This window comes from Psychroflexus montanilacus, from assembly GCF_020164535.1.
Taxonomy (GTDB): Bacteria; Bacteroidota; Bacteroidia; order Flavobacteriales; family Flavobacteriaceae; genus Psychroflexus; species Psychroflexus montanilacus.
On sequence record NZ_JAIQZC010000001.1, the window covers coordinates 182,128 to 197,270 of the forward strand.

The 15,143-nt window shown below is 34.6% G+C and carries 14 protein-coding genes; 8 read left to right on the forward strand and 6 right to left on the reverse strand.

The window, feature by feature from the left end; translation table 11 throughout:
* Window positions 1–5: 5 nt before the first annotated feature.
* Both LB454_RS00870 and LB454_RS00875 read right to left on the reverse strand, forming a co-directional pair.
* On the reverse strand, window positions 6–746 hold the full coding sequence (locus LB454_RS00870) for a response regulator transcription factor (RefSeq protein WP_224462420.1): 741 nt from the start codon (window positions 744–746) through the stop codon (window positions 6–8).
* Entirely contained in the window at window positions 743–1,345 is a 603-nt protein-coding gene (locus LB454_RS00875; protein WP_224462421.1) for a histidine kinase dimerization/phosphoacceptor domain -containing protein, read from the reverse strand. The genes LB454_RS00870 and LB454_RS00875 overlap by 4 nt, the downstream gene beginning before the upstream one ends.
* Window positions 1,346–1,494: 149 nt before the next feature.
* Between LB454_RS00875 and LB454_RS00880 the strand changes: the two genes are divergently transcribed.
* Window positions 1,495–2,166, forward strand: a complete 672-nt coding sequence (locus LB454_RS00880; protein ID WP_224462422.1) for a TlpA family protein disulfide reductase — start codon at window positions 1,495–1,497, stop codon at window positions 2,164–2,166.
* A 379-nt stretch (window positions 2,167–2,545) separates the two neighbouring features.
* Here LB454_RS00880 and LB454_RS00885 read toward each other — a convergent pair whose 3' ends face one another.
* Entirely contained in the window at window positions 2,546–3,481 is a 936-nt protein-coding gene (locus tag LB454_RS00885) for a lytic transglycosylase domain-containing protein (protein ID WP_224462423.1), read from the reverse strand.
* Between the two features lie 10 nt (window positions 3,482–3,491).
* Entirely contained in the window at window positions 3,492–4,142 is a 651-nt protein-coding gene (locus LB454_RS00890; RefSeq protein WP_224463852.1) for an alpha/beta hydrolase, read from the reverse strand.
* A 157-nt stretch (window positions 4,143–4,299) separates the two neighbouring features.
* On the opposite strand from LB454_RS00890, the gene LB454_RS00895 reads away from it, so the two are divergent.
* The 5 genes from LB454_RS00895 (at window position 4,300) to LB454_RS00915 (ending at window position 12,287) form a co-directional block, all read left to right on the forward strand.
* The gene (locus LB454_RS00895) at window positions 4,300–4,599 is read left to right on the forward strand and encodes a GNAT family N-acetyltransferase (RefSeq protein ID WP_224462424.1); all 300 of its coding nucleotides are present in this window, start codon (window positions 4,300–4,302) and stop codon (window positions 4,597–4,599) included.
* A 117-nt stretch (window positions 4,600–4,716) separates the two neighbouring features.
* Complete coding sequence (gene uvrA / locus LB454_RS00900) at window positions 4,717–7,551, forward strand: excinuclease ABC subunit UvrA (protein WP_224462425.1); 2,835 nt, start codon at window positions 4,717–4,719, stop codon at window positions 7,549–7,551.
* Between the two features lie 12 nt (window positions 7,552–7,563).
* Window positions 7,564–8,250, forward strand: a complete 687-nt coding sequence (locus tag LB454_RS00905; protein ID WP_224462426.1) for an LOG family protein — start codon at window positions 7,564–7,566, stop codon at window positions 8,248–8,250.
* A gap of 3 nt (window positions 8,251–8,253) precedes the next feature.
* Window positions 8,254–9,483, forward strand: coding sequence for a T9SS type A sorting domain-containing protein (locus LB454_RS00910; protein WP_224462427.1), 1,230 nt, complete (start codon window positions 8,254–8,256; stop codon window positions 9,481–9,483).
* Complete coding sequence (locus tag LB454_RS00915) at window positions 9,480–12,287, forward strand: gluzincin family metallopeptidase (protein ID WP_224462428.1); 2,808 nt, start codon at window positions 9,480–9,482, stop codon at window positions 12,285–12,287. Before LB454_RS00910 ends, LB454_RS00915 begins: the two co-directional genes overlap by 4 nt.
* A gap of 63 nt (window positions 12,288–12,350) precedes the next feature.
* On the opposite strand, the gene folE is transcribed toward LB454_RS00915, so the two are convergent.
* Window positions 12,351–12,935 (reverse strand): GTP cyclohydrolase I FolE, encoded by a 585-nt coding sequence (gene folE, locus LB454_RS00920; RefSeq protein WP_224462429.1) that lies wholly within the window; start codon window positions 12,933–12,935, stop codon window positions 12,351–12,353.
* A gap of 3 nt (window positions 12,936–12,938) precedes the next feature.
* Window positions 12,939–13,484, reverse strand: coding sequence for a peptide-methionine (S)-S-oxide reductase MsrA (gene msrA, locus LB454_RS00925; protein WP_224462430.1), 546 nt, complete (start codon window positions 13,482–13,484; stop codon window positions 12,939–12,941).
* A gap of 213 nt (window positions 13,485–13,697) precedes the next feature.
* Here msrA and LB454_RS00930 point away from each other — a divergent pair, with 213 nt between their 5' ends.
* Window positions 13,698–14,357, forward strand: a complete 660-nt coding sequence (locus tag LB454_RS00930; RefSeq protein ID WP_224462431.1) for an ABC transporter ATP-binding protein — start codon at window positions 13,698–13,700, stop codon at window positions 14,355–14,357.
* Window positions 14,341–15,117, forward strand: coding sequence for a TIGR02757 family protein (locus LB454_RS00935; RefSeq protein WP_224462432.1), 777 nt, complete (start codon window positions 14,341–14,343; stop codon window positions 15,115–15,117). Before LB454_RS00930 ends, LB454_RS00935 begins: the two co-directional genes overlap by 17 nt.
* Window positions 15,118–15,143: the final 26 nt, after the last annotated feature.

Genomic DNA, 15,143 nt, shown 5'->3' on the forward strand with positions numbered 1-15,143 from the left:
CTCATCTACCTGCAATATTTTTTTCTGAAATTGGATGGAGATAAACCTGAGTGTTTCACAAATGCGTTGGTAAAGCTAGAATTGGAGGTATAACCCAAGTCAAATGCAATTTCTTTTACTGTCTGATACGTATTTTTCAATTTGGAAGAAGCTAGATTCATTTTTTGTTCAAATATGTACTGATATGGGGTAACACCTACTTCCTTGGCAAATTCCCTGATAAAATGAAACTTACTCCAGCCTGAAACCCTTATTAACTCACTGGTTTTAATTTCCTGATTTATATTGGTGTCTATATACTCTAGTGCTCTTTTAATTGGCTTAGAATATTTACTTTCCTCTTCAACTTCAGCTTCATTAATCACATTATCCAGGCTTGCCTTTTTGTTGTAAAGTGCTAATTCAATATTATTGATAATATCGATTTCGCGAAAAGGCTTAGATAAATACCCTACCGGCTTAGTAGTTTGAATCCGCTTTAAAGTTTCAATATCAGTATAGCCAGTGATATAAATAAAAGGAAGGTTGGATTTGGAGTTCAAATAAGAACCTATCTGTATGCCTTCATATTTTTTACTTAAATCAATATCCAATAGAATAAGCTCTGGTTTGAAAGTGTCAAGATTTTTAATACAGCAAGCATAGCTTTCACAAATATTGACATCAAAACCATTGTTATCTAAAATGGATTTGATTTCAAAGGAGACAAGTTTGTCATCTTCAACTACAAGTATTTTTGTTTTCATAGGATTGGGAATGATAGTCTTACAAATTTCTTTCTATAATCAAATTTACCTTTTAATTGCATAACCATCAAGTCAAAAATTTTGTATTGACTTTTAAACAATTCATGAAATTTCTCATGATTTTGGATGCTCGAAAATGCAAATTTAAAATTAACTTTATTGTCTTTTTGATCAATTTCCAAAGACAATGTATCGTCAAGACTCTCTCTGAAATCGTTAACTTCAACAAGGATATAGCTCAAAAGTAATAAATCATCAACATCTATAAGTACTTCTGAAATATCGATTAGTTCAAAATCAATTTTTGTTGTTGAACTTTTCAAATACTGAATGAACTGAAGCATAAATGACTGAATTGATACTTTAGAGTCATGTGAAAATGTATCATCCTTATTACTTCGGTAAAATAAATCATAGACATGTGTGAGCGCAAAAATTCTATCTACAATCACTTTTCTGTCATCAAAGTACTCCCTTTTGGTAGCCGTTTGAATGTTCATCAGACTTAGCTGAGTTTGTAAATTATTTTTGAATCTATGAAGTGTTTTGTCTAGAACTTCCCTAAGTTCTCCCTGATCTTCTTGGATTTCATTGGTCATAAAATTAGTTTCTAAAACAATTGGTTATAACAAATATAATATAATAAAAGAAAACTCTTTATAAAAATTGCTAAATAGACCGAAAGATTGATTAAGTAATTCGCAATTAAATTACTTAATTTTAAAGTTTAACAAATATTCATCAAATATTGAGAAAAATTACGCTGTTCGTCTTTTTATCTATATCGGTTTTCTCTCAAAATGAGGAAAGACTCGACAGCATTCTTTTTTCTGAAATGTTAGCAATTCATCATAGCGATTTTCAAAAAAAATCCACTCTCGATTTTCATCGCGGTAATTTTGAAGCTTCGGAAGAATACTTTAGCTCATTTGTAGATCTTAAGCTCAAAGGAACAATTTTGGATAATTTTAAGGTATATAGTTTTGATCAAAAAGTTAATTCCATCTATGATATTAAGAAACCAATTTATTTGATGAGTTATGCTTCCTGGTGCATCCCAAGTAATGGAGAGATTGAAGCTTTGGATAAGCTTGTAGAAGAAAATTCGGACTGGATGGATTTTGTGCTAATCCTTTGGGATAAAAAAGAAGACGCTATGAAATTTTCTAAACAATTTCATCGGGATATACGAGTTCTTTACGTCAATGAGCTTTACAATACTGAAACTAAAACTATCAAAATGCTTAAGCATAAGTTGGGTGTGCCGGTTTCCTTAACTATAAGCGGAGACAAAACTGTTCTTAATATAAGAAAGAATACTCAAGTTCATCCTTCTGTGGATGTAGATGTAGCAACTCTAGCATGTTATGATGATATTTCTGAAGACATTTTGCTACTTCAGAAATATGAGAGTTTTTAATCATTCACTAAAGATCATTTTAAAACCCAAAAACAACTAATACAACGCCAAAAATGCGTTTAAGAAGCTTCTCATCAAGACTGATGGCCTGCTCAAATCTTCAATAGCCGCCAATAGCAAATATAAAAACCATAACCAACGCATACTTCCAGTTCAGGTTTTCGTCTTGACAGTAATTGTATGCTGCAGCCAAATTCACCTTTTACAGCCAGGACTGCTAGGTTTATTCCATGAGCTTGATGTTGCGAAAACCCAAAAGCAAAACCATCAATGGAACGATGAGAACTCCTCCCCCAACACCCAAAATACTGCTTAGAAAGCCTACAATTTAACCAATAATAATAAGGCCTAAGTCGTTAAAAATCCCAAATCGAAAGATTTACTTTAAAACTTTTATCTCGTAAGCTTTTTTGGAAAAATTATCTAGATGTTTATCTCTAAGCCATGGATTATGAGCTTTTAGAGTTTTATAATTCATATCAAATTTTTCAGCAAATCTCACAAAATCAGTTACAGCAGTATCAATTTCAATTGATTTCACAGCCTCTGCCTTGTAAAGATCTTTTTCTTCATAATGAAACCCAAATTCTTCAGCGTTTGACAAGATATGCTTCAAAGCAATAATTCTAAACACATATCTTGAAGTCTCTGGATTCAGAAGCAAATCGTAATAATCTTCTACTTCCTGTCGTTTCAATTCTCTGGAAATACCAGAGTTTCCAGCATTATAAGACGCTGCTGCCAAGGTCCATGATCCAAAACGTTCTTTAGAATTTTTAAGGTATTGGCATGCTACTCGCGTGGATTTTTCCAAATGGTAACGCTCGTCAACATTGCTATTGACTTCCAAACCATATTCCTGAGCTGTTGATTTCATAATCTGCCAGAACCCTGTAGCTCCAGCTGGTGAAACTACATGCTCCAAACCACTTTCTGCCACAGCCAGATATTTGAAATCATCTGGAACTCCATATTCTTCTAAAATTGGCTCTATAATTGGAAAATATTTATTGGATCTTTTAATAAGAAGCAATGCATTGGATTGCCAGTAGGTATTGACCAGTAACTCTCTGTCCAGGCGTTCTTTCACATCATTGATTTCCAATGGAGTTCTTTCTCCTGCAAAATCAATTTGCTCAGGCAACTCTAAAGCGAATACGTTATAATCATTTTCAAAACTTTTTTCTGGGTTTTGATTCAGCTTCTCATTTTCATCCGAGGAAATAAAACTCGTTATTCCGAAATAGCTACCTAAAGTAAATGTGGCAATTCCCAGAGTAAATATTGATTTTTTGAAAAAAGTATCAAGTTTCATAGTTATTGTTTTATGCTTTTAATTTTCCAGTTGTGATTAATTCTGGTAAGTTTTTATTAAACCATCTGAATTTATTGAGAACCATAATATGAGTCCCTCCTTTTATGCTAATACATTCGCTGATGTTCTTAATAGGGAACACAGCATCTTCATCTCCATGTATGTGAATGATATCCGATAGTGGGATATCCTGTTCCCAGCACAGCATTTCCTTGATTGCCCAATCTAAATATTCTTTATCGTTTATAGACAAATATTGTTGATAAAGTTTAAGTCGTTTTCTTATCAAATCTCCTACGGGTAGCTTTTCAATGTGTGTGATATAATCCAGCAAGCCGGTTGGTAAAACTTTATAAACTCCTGTATCTCGAGCAATTTTCATCCGTTTTGGAATTTCATGCCTTGTTTTTACACTAGAAATAATTATTAAGCGCTTCACTCTCACAAACCTGCTCATTTCTTGCACAAGAACTCCCCCAAAGGAAACACCTATAAGCACGATAGGTTCATTTTTGTCTATACCTTCTACCATTCGCTTGGAGTAAGCTGATAGAGATTCATCTTTCTGTGGTATTTTCCAGGACAACCAATTTATTTTGAATTGATCTACTGGTAAATTTATTCTTTCGAATATACTTGGATTAGCCGCCATTCCTGGCATCATATATACGTTAATCACTGAAAATAATTTTACCTTAAACTAAATACAAAAGTAGGTTTTAAATTTATTGTTTACCTTTGCAAATCAATAAATTAATTTACAAACCTCTAAGTTTTGTTAATTAATTTTATGTTTAAAAATTACAAATCTTTGAAATATGGAAAAAGACTTTGAGGTTACTAAAAATGAGTTTCAAAGGCAATATGAGACCAAGATTGACGGCGAACTTCTAGCTGTTGAATTTTCTGAACATGACAGAAAAATATTTCTTACCAAGCTCACTATGCCAGAACAATATAAAGACTCTGAAATTCAAAATCAATTTATTTCCAAAATTCTGGATAGTTTTGAAGATACACGCTTTAAAGTAATGCCTACTTGTCCTGAGGTCGCAAAATTTTTCAGAAGAAACAGACTTAAGTATAAAGATTTGCTTCCTGCTGGAATTAGTATATAATACTTAAATTTTAAATATCATTCGTAGCATAAATTGTGCTCTCAACAATTGATAAGCAATTGGTATTATAGCATATAATATCATTTTGTTTACTTAAATTCGCGCGTTGAAAATGCTATGAAGAAAAAAGAAGAATTTATTGAAGTCCTTGGGGCTAGAGTTCATAATTTAAAAGACATTGACGTAAATATTCCTAGAAACAAACTTGTGGTTATCACAGGTCTTTCAGGTTCTGGAAAATCGTCTCTTGCTTTTGATACAATTTACGCTGAAGGACAACGCAGATACATTGAAACCTTTTCTGCCTACGCCAGACAATTTTTAGGTGGTCTTGAACGTCCAGATGTAGACAAAATAGATGGCCTCTCCCCTGTGATTGCTATAGAACAAAAAACCACTTCCAAAAGTCCGAGAAGTACAGTAGGAACGATTACTGAAATTTACGATTTCCTTAGACTACTTTTTGCAAGGGTTGGAACGGCCTACAGTTATAAAACTGGTGAGAAAATGGTCAGTTTTACCGATGAACAAATCCAGGATAAAATTATAGAAGACTTCAAGGGTAAAAGAGTCAATATTTTAGCTCCGGTAATTCGATCTAGAAAAGGACACTATAGAGAACTTTTTGAGCAAATTGCCAAACAGGGATTTCTGAAAGTTAGAATAGATGGCGAGGTAAGAGATATCGAAAAAGGTATGAAGGTGGATCGCTACAAAATCCACGACATAGAAGTTGTAGTAGATCGATTGAAAGTTGACGATGACATCAACACCAGTAAAAGACTTACTGAAAGTATAGCCACTGCTATGAAACAGGGCGATAATGTGATGATGATTTTGGAACACGACAAGAAGGAGCCCAAATTCTTCAGCAGAAACCTGATGTGTCCTACTACCGGCATCTCCTACCCCAACCCAGAACCAAATAATTTTTCATTCAATTCGCCTAAAGGAGCCTGCCCAAAATGCAATGGTCTTGGTGAAGTTTATGAGATCAACCTAGATCGAATTATTCCAGACCCTAGCCTCTCTATAAAAGGTGGTGGAATCGAGCCTCATGGCAAAGAGAAAAAAAACAACTGGGTTTTTAAACAGCTTCGAGCGATTGCAGAGCATTTTGATTTTGATTTAAAAGACCCAATTGAAGACATACCCAAAGAAGCTGTAGAAGTGATTTTGCACGGCGGAAAAGCAAGTTTCAAAAAATATAGCGAGACTTCAAAGGTGAGTAAAACTTTCAGTTACAATTTTGAAGGGGTTGCAAAGTTTATTGAAGATACATTTCATCAAAAAGAATCCTCCGCAGCCTTAAAGCGCTGGGCCAAGAAGTATATGGACAAAAAGCCATGTGAAACTTGTGAAGGAAGTCGACTGAAAAAGGAATCGCTTTACTACAAGATTGATAAGAAAAACATGGCAGAAATCGTCGACATGGATGTTGATGAGCTGGTAGAATTTTTTAAAGATTTACTCCAAAGATTAAATTCAAGCGAACAAAAAATCGCTGAAGAAATCATTAAAGAAATAAAAACTCGACTTTCCTTTTTGGAAGACGTTGGGCTAAATTACCTGAATTTAAATAGAGGTTCCAAAACACTTTCTGGGGGTGAAGCTCAGAGAATTCGTTTGGCTACTCAAATAGGTTCACAGCTAGTGGGTGTACTTTACATTTTGGATGAACCTAGTATTGGTTTGCACCAGAGAGACAATGAAAAATTAATCAATTCTTTGGTTGCTTTGCGTGATGTTGGAAACTCCATCATAGTGGTGGAACACGATAAGGATATGATAGAACGAGCAGATCATGTGATTGATATTGGTCCACATGCAGGCAAAAACGGAGGAAGAATCATAAGTGAAGGGAATCCTAAGACGATTTTGAAACACGATACTCTCACGGCAGATTACCTTTCAGGAAAACGAGAAATCGAAGTTCCTAAAAAGCGAAGAAAAGGAAACGGTAAGCATTTGCATTTATTAAATGCAACCGGAAATAATCTTAAGGATGTAACCATTAAGATTCCACTTGGCAAACTTATCGTCGTCACAGGTGTTTCAGGAAGTGGTAAATCGACTTTAATTAATGATACCTTATATCCAGTCTTGAACAATCACTTTTTTAACGGAAAAATGGAAGCCCTTCCTCATAAAACAGTGAGAGGCCTCAAACATCTGGATAAAGTTATTGACATTAACCAATCTCCAATTGGGAGAACACCGCGCTCCAATCCTGCAACTTATACGGGAGTGTTTGGTGAGATACGCAGCTTATTTGCCAAAACTCCAGAAGCTCTTATCAGAGGTTATAAGCCTGGAAGGTTCAGCTTTAATGTAAAGGGCGGACGCTGCGAGACCTGCGGCGGTGCTGGAGTAAAAGTCATAGAAATGAACTTCCTACCAGATGTGTATGTGGAATGTGAGACCTGCATGGGCAAACGCTTCAACAGAGAAACATTAGAAATCCGTTATAAAGGCAAGTCAATAAGCGATGTGTTGCAAATGACAATAGATGAAGCCACATCTTTTTTTGAACCTATCCCAAAAATTCACAGAAAACTTAAAACCATCAAAGATGTTGGTTTGGGTTACATCACCCTAGGACAACAAAGTACAACACTTTCTGGTGGCGAAGCTCAACGTATAAAACTGGCAACAGAACTTTCCAAAATCAGTACAGGAAATACTTTTTATATTTTGGATGAACCTACAACAGGTCTTCATTTTGAAGACATTCGGGTTTTGATGGAAGTTCTTGAGAAATTGGTCGACAAAGGAAATACAGTCTTGGTGATTGAACATAACATGGATGTGATTAAACTTGCAGATTATATCTTTGACATCGGTTATGAAGGTGGAAAAAAAGGCGGAGAATTGGTAGCGAAAGGAACCCCTGAACAACTTGTTAAAAACACAAAAAGCTATACGGCTCAATTTTTAAAGAAAGAATTATAAAATAACTAAGATATGGTTGATAAACATCCTAAAAACTGGAACGAAATTAAAACAAACGATAGTTGGGCACTTTTCAAAATCATGAGCGAATTTGTGTATGGGTATGAACGCCTAAGCGAAATTGGACCTTGTGTTTCTATTTTTGGTTCTGCCCGAACAAAGCCTGGGGAAAAATACTATGAACTCGCTGTAAAAGTAGCCAATAAAATTGTGGATCAAGGTTATGGTATCATCACTGGTGGTGGTCCTGGTATCATGGAAGCTGGAAATAAGGGCGCTAATCTTGGTGGCGGAACTTCTGTTGGTCTCAATATCGATTTACCATTTGAACAGCATGACAATCCATATATAGATTCTAATAAAAGTCTGGATTTTGATTACTTTTTTGTAAGAAAAGTAATGTTTGTTAAGTATTCACAGGGCTTTGTGGTAATGCCTGGTGGTTTTGGGACTTTAGATGAACTTTTTGAAGCTATAACTCTAATACAAACCGGAAAAATTGATAAATTTCCCATTATTCTTGTAGGGACTGACTTCTGGGGTGGTTTAATGGATTGGATTAAATCAACTTTAGCAGAAAAGCTTAGAACAGTAAGCATGGAAGATCTTGATTTAATTCATCTTGTTGACAACGAAAATGAAGTCATTGAAATTTTAGACGATTTCTACAATCAATTTGACTTGAGTCCAAACTTCTAAACGATGGCTAGACTCGCGGGGCTGTTTTTAATTTTACTATATTCTCAATTTTGTTTTGGCCAGACGGAAGTCAAGACGATGTTTTATAATTTACTAAATTTTTCTAGCGCACCACCGACAAATAGATTGGAAATTTTGAATTCAATTTTAAGTACTTACGAGCCAGACTTGTTCATGGTTTGTGAAGTAGAATCACAACGAGACGCACAGGATATTTTGAATGAATCTTTTCATTACACCTCTGCGAACATAGCTCAATCTCCTTTTTTATTTAATTCATCCGGGGCCTCTTTAATTCATCAATTAGTATATTATGATAGCGACAAGTTCAAACTGAATTATACCAACCAAATAGAGACCAATGTGAGAAGCATAAACCATTATAGCTTTGAATTGAATACGGATTCGAAGCAACCATTTGAAGTTTTTGTAGCTCATTTCAAGGCTTCCAGAGGAGAATCTAATGTAGCTGAACGTGCTTTTGAAGCCCAGCAATTCATTAATTATATTCAAACTTTTCCTTCAGATTCCAATATTCTATTAGCCGGAGATTTTAATATGTATTCTGCATCCGAACCTGGCTACCAAACCTTATTGAATGGAACTTCAAATTTGACAATGATAGATCCTATTAACGAAGAAGGAGACTGGAATAACAATTCAAGTTTTGCTGGCATCCACACTCAAAGTACTCGCACGAGTACTGCAGAATTTGATGGATTTGGAGCTGGAGGAGGCCTGGATGACAGGTTTGATATCATGTTAATTTCAGACGCTTTAAATTCAAACGGAAATAGCATTTCATATATTCAGGATACTTATAAAGCTTTAGGAAATAATGCCAACTGTTTCAATAACAATATTAACAGTATAGATTGTGATGGAGCCTACGGTCAAGAATTGAGAGAACAGCTATATCTTATGAGCGATCACCTTCCTGTGGTCATGGATCTGGCTATAAATGAGGATTTTTTATCAACAACTGAATTTGATTCTTCAACTAATGTCTTGCTTATAAATGGAAATGTCGTTTCAGAAAGATTAGATTTGAGGTTTTCTCCACAAATGAATTTAAAAAAAGCCAAGATTTATAATATGTTAGGACAAGAAATAACATCCTTTGACGTTACAAGTTTAGAAATTTCACTGGATGTTTCCTCTTATTCTAATGGATTGTATTTCTTAAAATTAGAAAAAATATCGAACGTTGAAAAATTTTACGTGAACCATTGAGAAAAAAACTACTGTGTTTAGCCTTTGTTTTTATTTGTGTTTCGGGGGTAACTCAAAACCAGATATCTGCTGATATTCTTACATCTGAAGACCTCAAGACACTCACCATCTCTCAAACTATCACGTTTTCAAATACTGGTGAGAAGGACCTAAAAACGATTTATCTTTACGACTGGCTTAATGCGTTTTCTGATAAGGAGAGTCCTTTGGCTAAAAGATATGCTCAGGAATATGTGAGAAGATTTCACTTTGCCCCAAGTTATGAAAGAGGAGGAACAACTATCAATTCCTTGTCAATTAAGTCGGCTGATTCCAACTGGAAACGTGTTGATGGCCAGCCTGATATTATTGAAATAAGCTTACAAACACCTTTGAAACCTGGTCAAAAAATTGATATTGTTTTAAACTATTCTGTCATCGTTCCCGATCATAAATTTACTGGTTTTGGATGGAATCAAAATGAATTGAACTTAAAACACTGGTTGATTTCCCCTGCTATTTATGAAAAGGATTGGGTACTTTATAGTCACAAAGATTTAAATGATTATCCCTTACAAAAACTGAATTATAACCTGAGTTTAGAGTTTCCTAATACTTATGTCGTCAAGTCCAGTTTTAATCAAAAGAAAATCGAAAGTCAACTTACTGGATTTCAAAAAATCGAACTAAAGGGAGAAAACTTTGTAGGTTCGAGTTTGTTTATAAAGCGAGTTGATAATTTTGAAAGCGTACAAACCGATCATGTTAAGATACTTACCAACCTGAAGGACAGTGAACTCCGACCAGAAATTGAAGCACTCATTCTTGATAGAATCGTCTATTATCTCGAAGAGAAGTTTGGAAAATTCAGTTTTGATACCATGATGATTACCGAAGAAGACTATAACAGATCTCCTGTTTATGGGCTTAATCAATTACCAAGTTTTATAAGGCCATTCCCGGATGGATTTCAATACGATATAAAAGTTCTTAAAACTATCACAGACCAGTACCTAAGACGCTCCCTACTTACAAACACAAGAGAAAATCAATGGTTTCTCGATGCGATCATGGTCAAAGTAATGATGGATTATGTGGAAACTTATTATCCGGATGTAAAACTTCTTGGATCTTTTTCAAAAGTTGTAGGTGTAAGGTGGTTTCACGCCTCAGACTTGATGTTCAATGACAGATACAAATTTATCCATGAAACGACTATTAGACAAAATCTTGGACAGCCTGTAGATTTTCCACAGGACAGCCTTCTCAAGTTTAATCAAAAATTGTCAAATCCCTATAAAGGTGGACTTGGCTTTAGGTATCTAGAAGACTATCTCGGCAAAGAGATTGTAGATAAAAGCTTGAATATTTACTTTAAAGATAATAATTTAAAATACTCAAAACCAAGTGATTATTTTGAAATATTATCTTTACTTACCGACAAAGATATAAGTTGGTTTTATTTAAATTACCTGGGGAGTTCAAAAGACATTGACTTCAAAATAAAAGGTGTTACAAAGGTAGAGGATTCTTTAGAAGTGAGAATTTTGAACAAGACTAAAAATGCAATGCCAGTCGCTGTTTATCAACTTAAGGATAAAAAAGTCATTTCCAAAGAATGGGTGGATGCTTTTAGAAAAGACACTGTTATTTATATTCAAAATTTGAATAGCGATCAGGTTGCTGTAAATTATGAAGAAGTTATTCCAGAACTGAACCCCCGTAATAATTTCAAAAGCAGAGGAAAACTGCTAAATAAACCATTTCAGTTCAGGCTATTAGAGGACATCGATGACCCTAAATACAATCAATTGTTCATTACTCCGGAGTTTACTTATAATCTGTATGATGGACTTGCTTTAGGTCCAAAACTATACAATACATCATTGCTTCCAAAGCAGCTAAGCTTCAAAATCAACCCTAAATATGGTCTTGCCAGCAATGCAGTAGTTGGTGGAGCTTCCATAGATTACACTCAATTTTTAAAAGGTGAAGACCTTTTTAAAGTGAGATATGGATTGACAGGATCTCGTTTCTCTTACGATCAGGATTTATTTTACAATCGCTATTCTGGTTATATCAATATGACCTACAGACCTCAGGACTTGAGAGATAATGCAAGACATAATTTGACTGTAAGATCTGTCAACGTGGATCAGGAAGAGAATGAATTCGTAGAAACAGATGAACCTAATTATAATATTTTCAATATAAGATATAATTTCACTGATAAAAATTTGGACCGCTTCTTTACTACATCCATCGATTATCAGATTGCTCAAAAATTTAGCAAAATTTCTTCTACCTTCAGTTTCAGAAAACTTTTCAACAACAACCGACAAATCAATTTAAGATTTTATGGTGGTGTGTTTCTTTACAACGATACACAAGATTCTGATTTTTTTAGTTTTGCTTTGGACCGACCTACAGATTATTTGTTTGACTACAATTATTACGGAAGAAGTGAAGAAAGCGGACTTTTCAGTCAGCAATTTATCATGGCTGAAGGTGGGTTCAAATCTCAATTTGACCAAAGATTTGCAGACGATTGGATTGTTTCTACAAATGTGAGTACAACCATATGGAATTGGATTTTTGCCTATGGTGATGCAGGGTTTTTTAAAAATAGCCTAAACAATCCTCAATTTGTTTACGATTCTGGAATTCGCCTGAGCTTCGTAGAAGATTATTTTGAACTTTATCTTCCTGTTTATTCCAGCAATGGATGGGAAATGGGAGAAGATAACTACGATCAGCGCATTCGTTTCATCGTTTCTCTGGACCTCTCGACTATTTTTAAATTATTTACTAGAAAGTGGTATTAAATACGAAAGCCAAACTCATATTAAATTTGGCTTTTGTGATAACCTTGTAATTTCAACTTAGTTTTACCCAATAAGTTTTAGAAACTCATTTCGTGTCTCCTGCTTTTTGAATTCACCTCTAAAACCTGAAGTGGTTGTCGCTGAATTTTGTTTTTGAACTCCTCTCATCATCATACACATATGTTGAGCTTCGATAACTATGGCTACACCTTTTGGTTGTAAAGTATCATTGATACACTCAAGTATATCATGCGTTAGGCGTTCCTGTACCTGAAGACGTCTAGCGAAAACATCTACAATTCTTGGTATTTTACTTAACCCTACAATTTTACCATTGGGAATGTAAGCAATATGAACTTTTCCAAAGAAAGGAAGCATATGATGTTCGCAAAGAGAATATAATTCAATATCCTTTATCAGAACCATATCATCATAATCTTCTTCAAACATAGCTCCAAGAAGAATTTTTTGTGGATCCATATCGTAGCCCTGAGTTAAAAATTGCATTGCTTTTGCAGCTCTTTCTGGTGTTTTTAAAATTCCATTTCTAGAAGGATCTTCTCCAATGTTTTCTAGAATTGATGAATAATTAGTCTTTATTTCATCAACGTAAGGTTGAGTGTATTCTTCGTAGGTTTTGTAAGACATGTGTTAAGATTTAAGTTGATGACTAAACTTTTTTCTAAGCGTAGCCAGTTTAGGCTCAATGACCAATTGACAATATCTATTTTCTGTGAAATTGTTATAAAAATTCTGATGTTCTTCTTCGGCTGTATAGAACATTGAAGCCTCTGAAAGCTTTGTGACTATCTCATCCTGAAATATTTGATCAGATTCCAATTCTGATATTACAGATTCTGCTAAGGATTTTTGATTGGCATCGTGATAGAAAATTTCACTTCGGTATTGTTCACCCACATCATAACCCTGACGATTTAGCGTTGTAGGATCATGTGTAGAAAAGAAGACATAAAGCAAAGTTTTATAATCCACTACAGCAGGATCATAAGTAAGCTGAATTGCTTCAGCATGTCCAGTTCTTCCCATCACGACTTCTCTATATGGAGGATTCTTTATTTTTCCACCAGTAAAACCAGATTTCACCTCTATTACACCTTCAAGTCTTTGAAATACGGCTTCCGTACACCAAAAACATCCATTTGCAAAAGTGGCTAGTTCTAAAGTTTGATCTGACATAAATTAGATTTTGTTGAACAAATCTACGCATATATTAAACATTATTTTTTCATTTAAGGAAATATTAGTAGGTGATGATTTTTTCAGATTAAGACATTTGATTCATATGTTGATACTCATTTCATAACGAGTTAATTATGCAAAGACTCTTAAATCCATAGTATTTTTTTTAATTCAGATTTTATTCTGACTTTTGAACTTCAAATTTGATTCATGATAAAAGCCAGGAATATCAGCAAACATTATGGAGAGCTGAAAGTATTAGACAATATTAGTTTAGATATTCAACAAAAGGAGATTATTTCAATTGTTGGACCTTCTGGAGTTGGAAAAACAACCCTGCTCCAAATTCTTGGCACATTAGAACAGCCAGACAAAGCTAAGAACCCTATCATCGAAATCAACGGGCAACAAATAAATGGTTTAAAGAAAAAAGCCTTGGCAAGATTTAGAAATGAGAATGTTGGATTCATATTTCAATTTCATCAATTATTACCAGAATTTTCAGCAATTGAAAACATTTGTATCCCCGCTTTTATAAATAAAACTTCAAGACAAAAAGCAGAAAAACGGGCAAAAGAATTGTTGGGTTATTTGGACCTAAAGCATAGAGCGGATCATAAACCTAATGAACTTAGTGGTGGTGAGCAACAGAGAGTTGCTGTAGCCAGAGCACTCATCAACCAGCCAAAGGCTATCTTTGCAGACGAGCCCTCTGGAAACTTAGATTCTGCTTCTGCTGACAGATTGCATAAGTTGTTTTTAAGATTGCGTGATGAATTTGATCAAACCTTTGTCATTGTGACTCATAACGAAGAATTGGCCGATATGGCGGATAGAAAATTGGAAATGAAAGATGGCAAATTTGTCTAAAACTATAGAGTTAAAGTCCTTTTTAGACGAGAAAGTTGAGTTATATAATCAGTTTAAATTTATAGCAACAGATCCCATTTCTATTCCTCATAAATTTCAAAAGAAAGAGGACATAGAAATCATAGGTTTTCTGATGGCAACCATTGCCTGGGGCAATAGAAAAAGTATTCTAAACAATGGTGAAAAGCTCTGCCAAATTCTTCAATTTGAGCCCTTTGATTTCATTTTAAATCACACTGAAGCTGATCTTGAAAATTGCGATGGTTTTGTTCATAGAACTTTCAATTCAACGGATCTGAAGTACTTTATTAAAGCCTTAAAATTCATTTATACTGAGCACGGCGGTTTAGAAACTGTTTTTAATACTTACAAAACTGACACCTCGCTTCAGCTTGCCATTCATCAATTTAAATCCATTTTTTTTCAACTCGATCATGAAAAAAGAACCGAAAAGCATGTGAGTGATCCAGAAAGAAATTCAGCAGCAAAACGCATCAATATGTTTTTACGCTGGATGGTGAGAAAAGATCCAAATGGTGTAGATTTTGGAATTTGGAAAAGCCTCTCTCCTTCTCTGTTATCCTGTCCACTTGATGTGCATTCGGGTAGAATCGCAAGAGAACTGGGCTTATTGAAGCGAACCCAAAACGATGCCAAAGCAGTAAAAGAACTGGACACAAACCTCCGATTTTTGGATGCTGAAGACCCAGTAAAATATGATTTTGCATTATTTGGATTAGGTGCTTTTGAGAGTTTTTAAGACTAGGTATAAAACACTAATTTTTG

Excerpts from the sequence above, each read along its gene's own strand:
- LB454_RS00870 (WP_224462420.1), bottom strand. The coding sequence starts at position 746 with ATGAAAACAAAAATACTTGTAGTTGAAGATGACAAACTTGTCTCCTTT.
- LB454_RS00875 (WP_224462421.1), bottom strand. The coding sequence starts at position 1,345 with ATGACCAATGAAATCCAAGAAGATCAGGGAGAACTTAGGGAAGTTCTA.
- LB454_RS00885 (WP_224462423.1), bottom strand. The coding sequence starts at position 3,481 with ATGAAACTTGATACTTTTTTCAAAAAATCAATATTTACTCTGGGAATT.
- LB454_RS00890 (WP_224463852.1), bottom strand. The coding sequence starts at position 4,142 with ATGCCAGGAATGGCGGCTAATCCAAGTATATTCGAAAGAATAAATTTA.
- LB454_RS00895 (WP_224462424.1), top strand. The coding sequence starts at position 4,300 with ATGGAAAAAGACTTTGAGGTTACTAAAAATGAGTTTCAAAGGCAATAT.
- uvrA (WP_224462425.1), top strand. The coding sequence starts at position 4,717 with ATGAAGAAAAAAGAAGAATTTATTGAAGTCCTTGGGGCTAGAGTTCAT.
- LB454_RS00905 (WP_224462426.1), top strand. The coding sequence starts at position 7,564 with ATGGTTGATAAACATCCTAAAAACTGGAACGAAATTAAAACAAACGAT.
- LB454_RS00910 (WP_224462427.1), top strand. The coding sequence starts at position 8,254 with ATGGCTAGACTCGCGGGGCTGTTTTTAATTTTACTATATTCTCAATTT.
- folE (WP_224462429.1), bottom strand. The coding sequence starts at position 12,935 with ATGTCTTACAAAACCTACGAAGAATACACTCAACCTTACGTTGATGAA.
- msrA (WP_224462430.1), bottom strand. The coding sequence starts at position 13,484 with ATGTCAGATCAAACTTTAGAACTAGCCACTTTTGCAAATGGATGTTTT.
- LB454_RS00930 (WP_224462431.1), top strand. The coding sequence starts at position 13,698 with ATGATAAAAGCCAGGAATATCAGCAAACATTATGGAGAGCTGAAAGTA.
- LB454_RS00935 (WP_224462432.1), top strand. The coding sequence starts at position 14,341 with ATGGCAAATTTGTCTAAAACTATAGAGTTAAAGTCCTTTTTAGACGAG.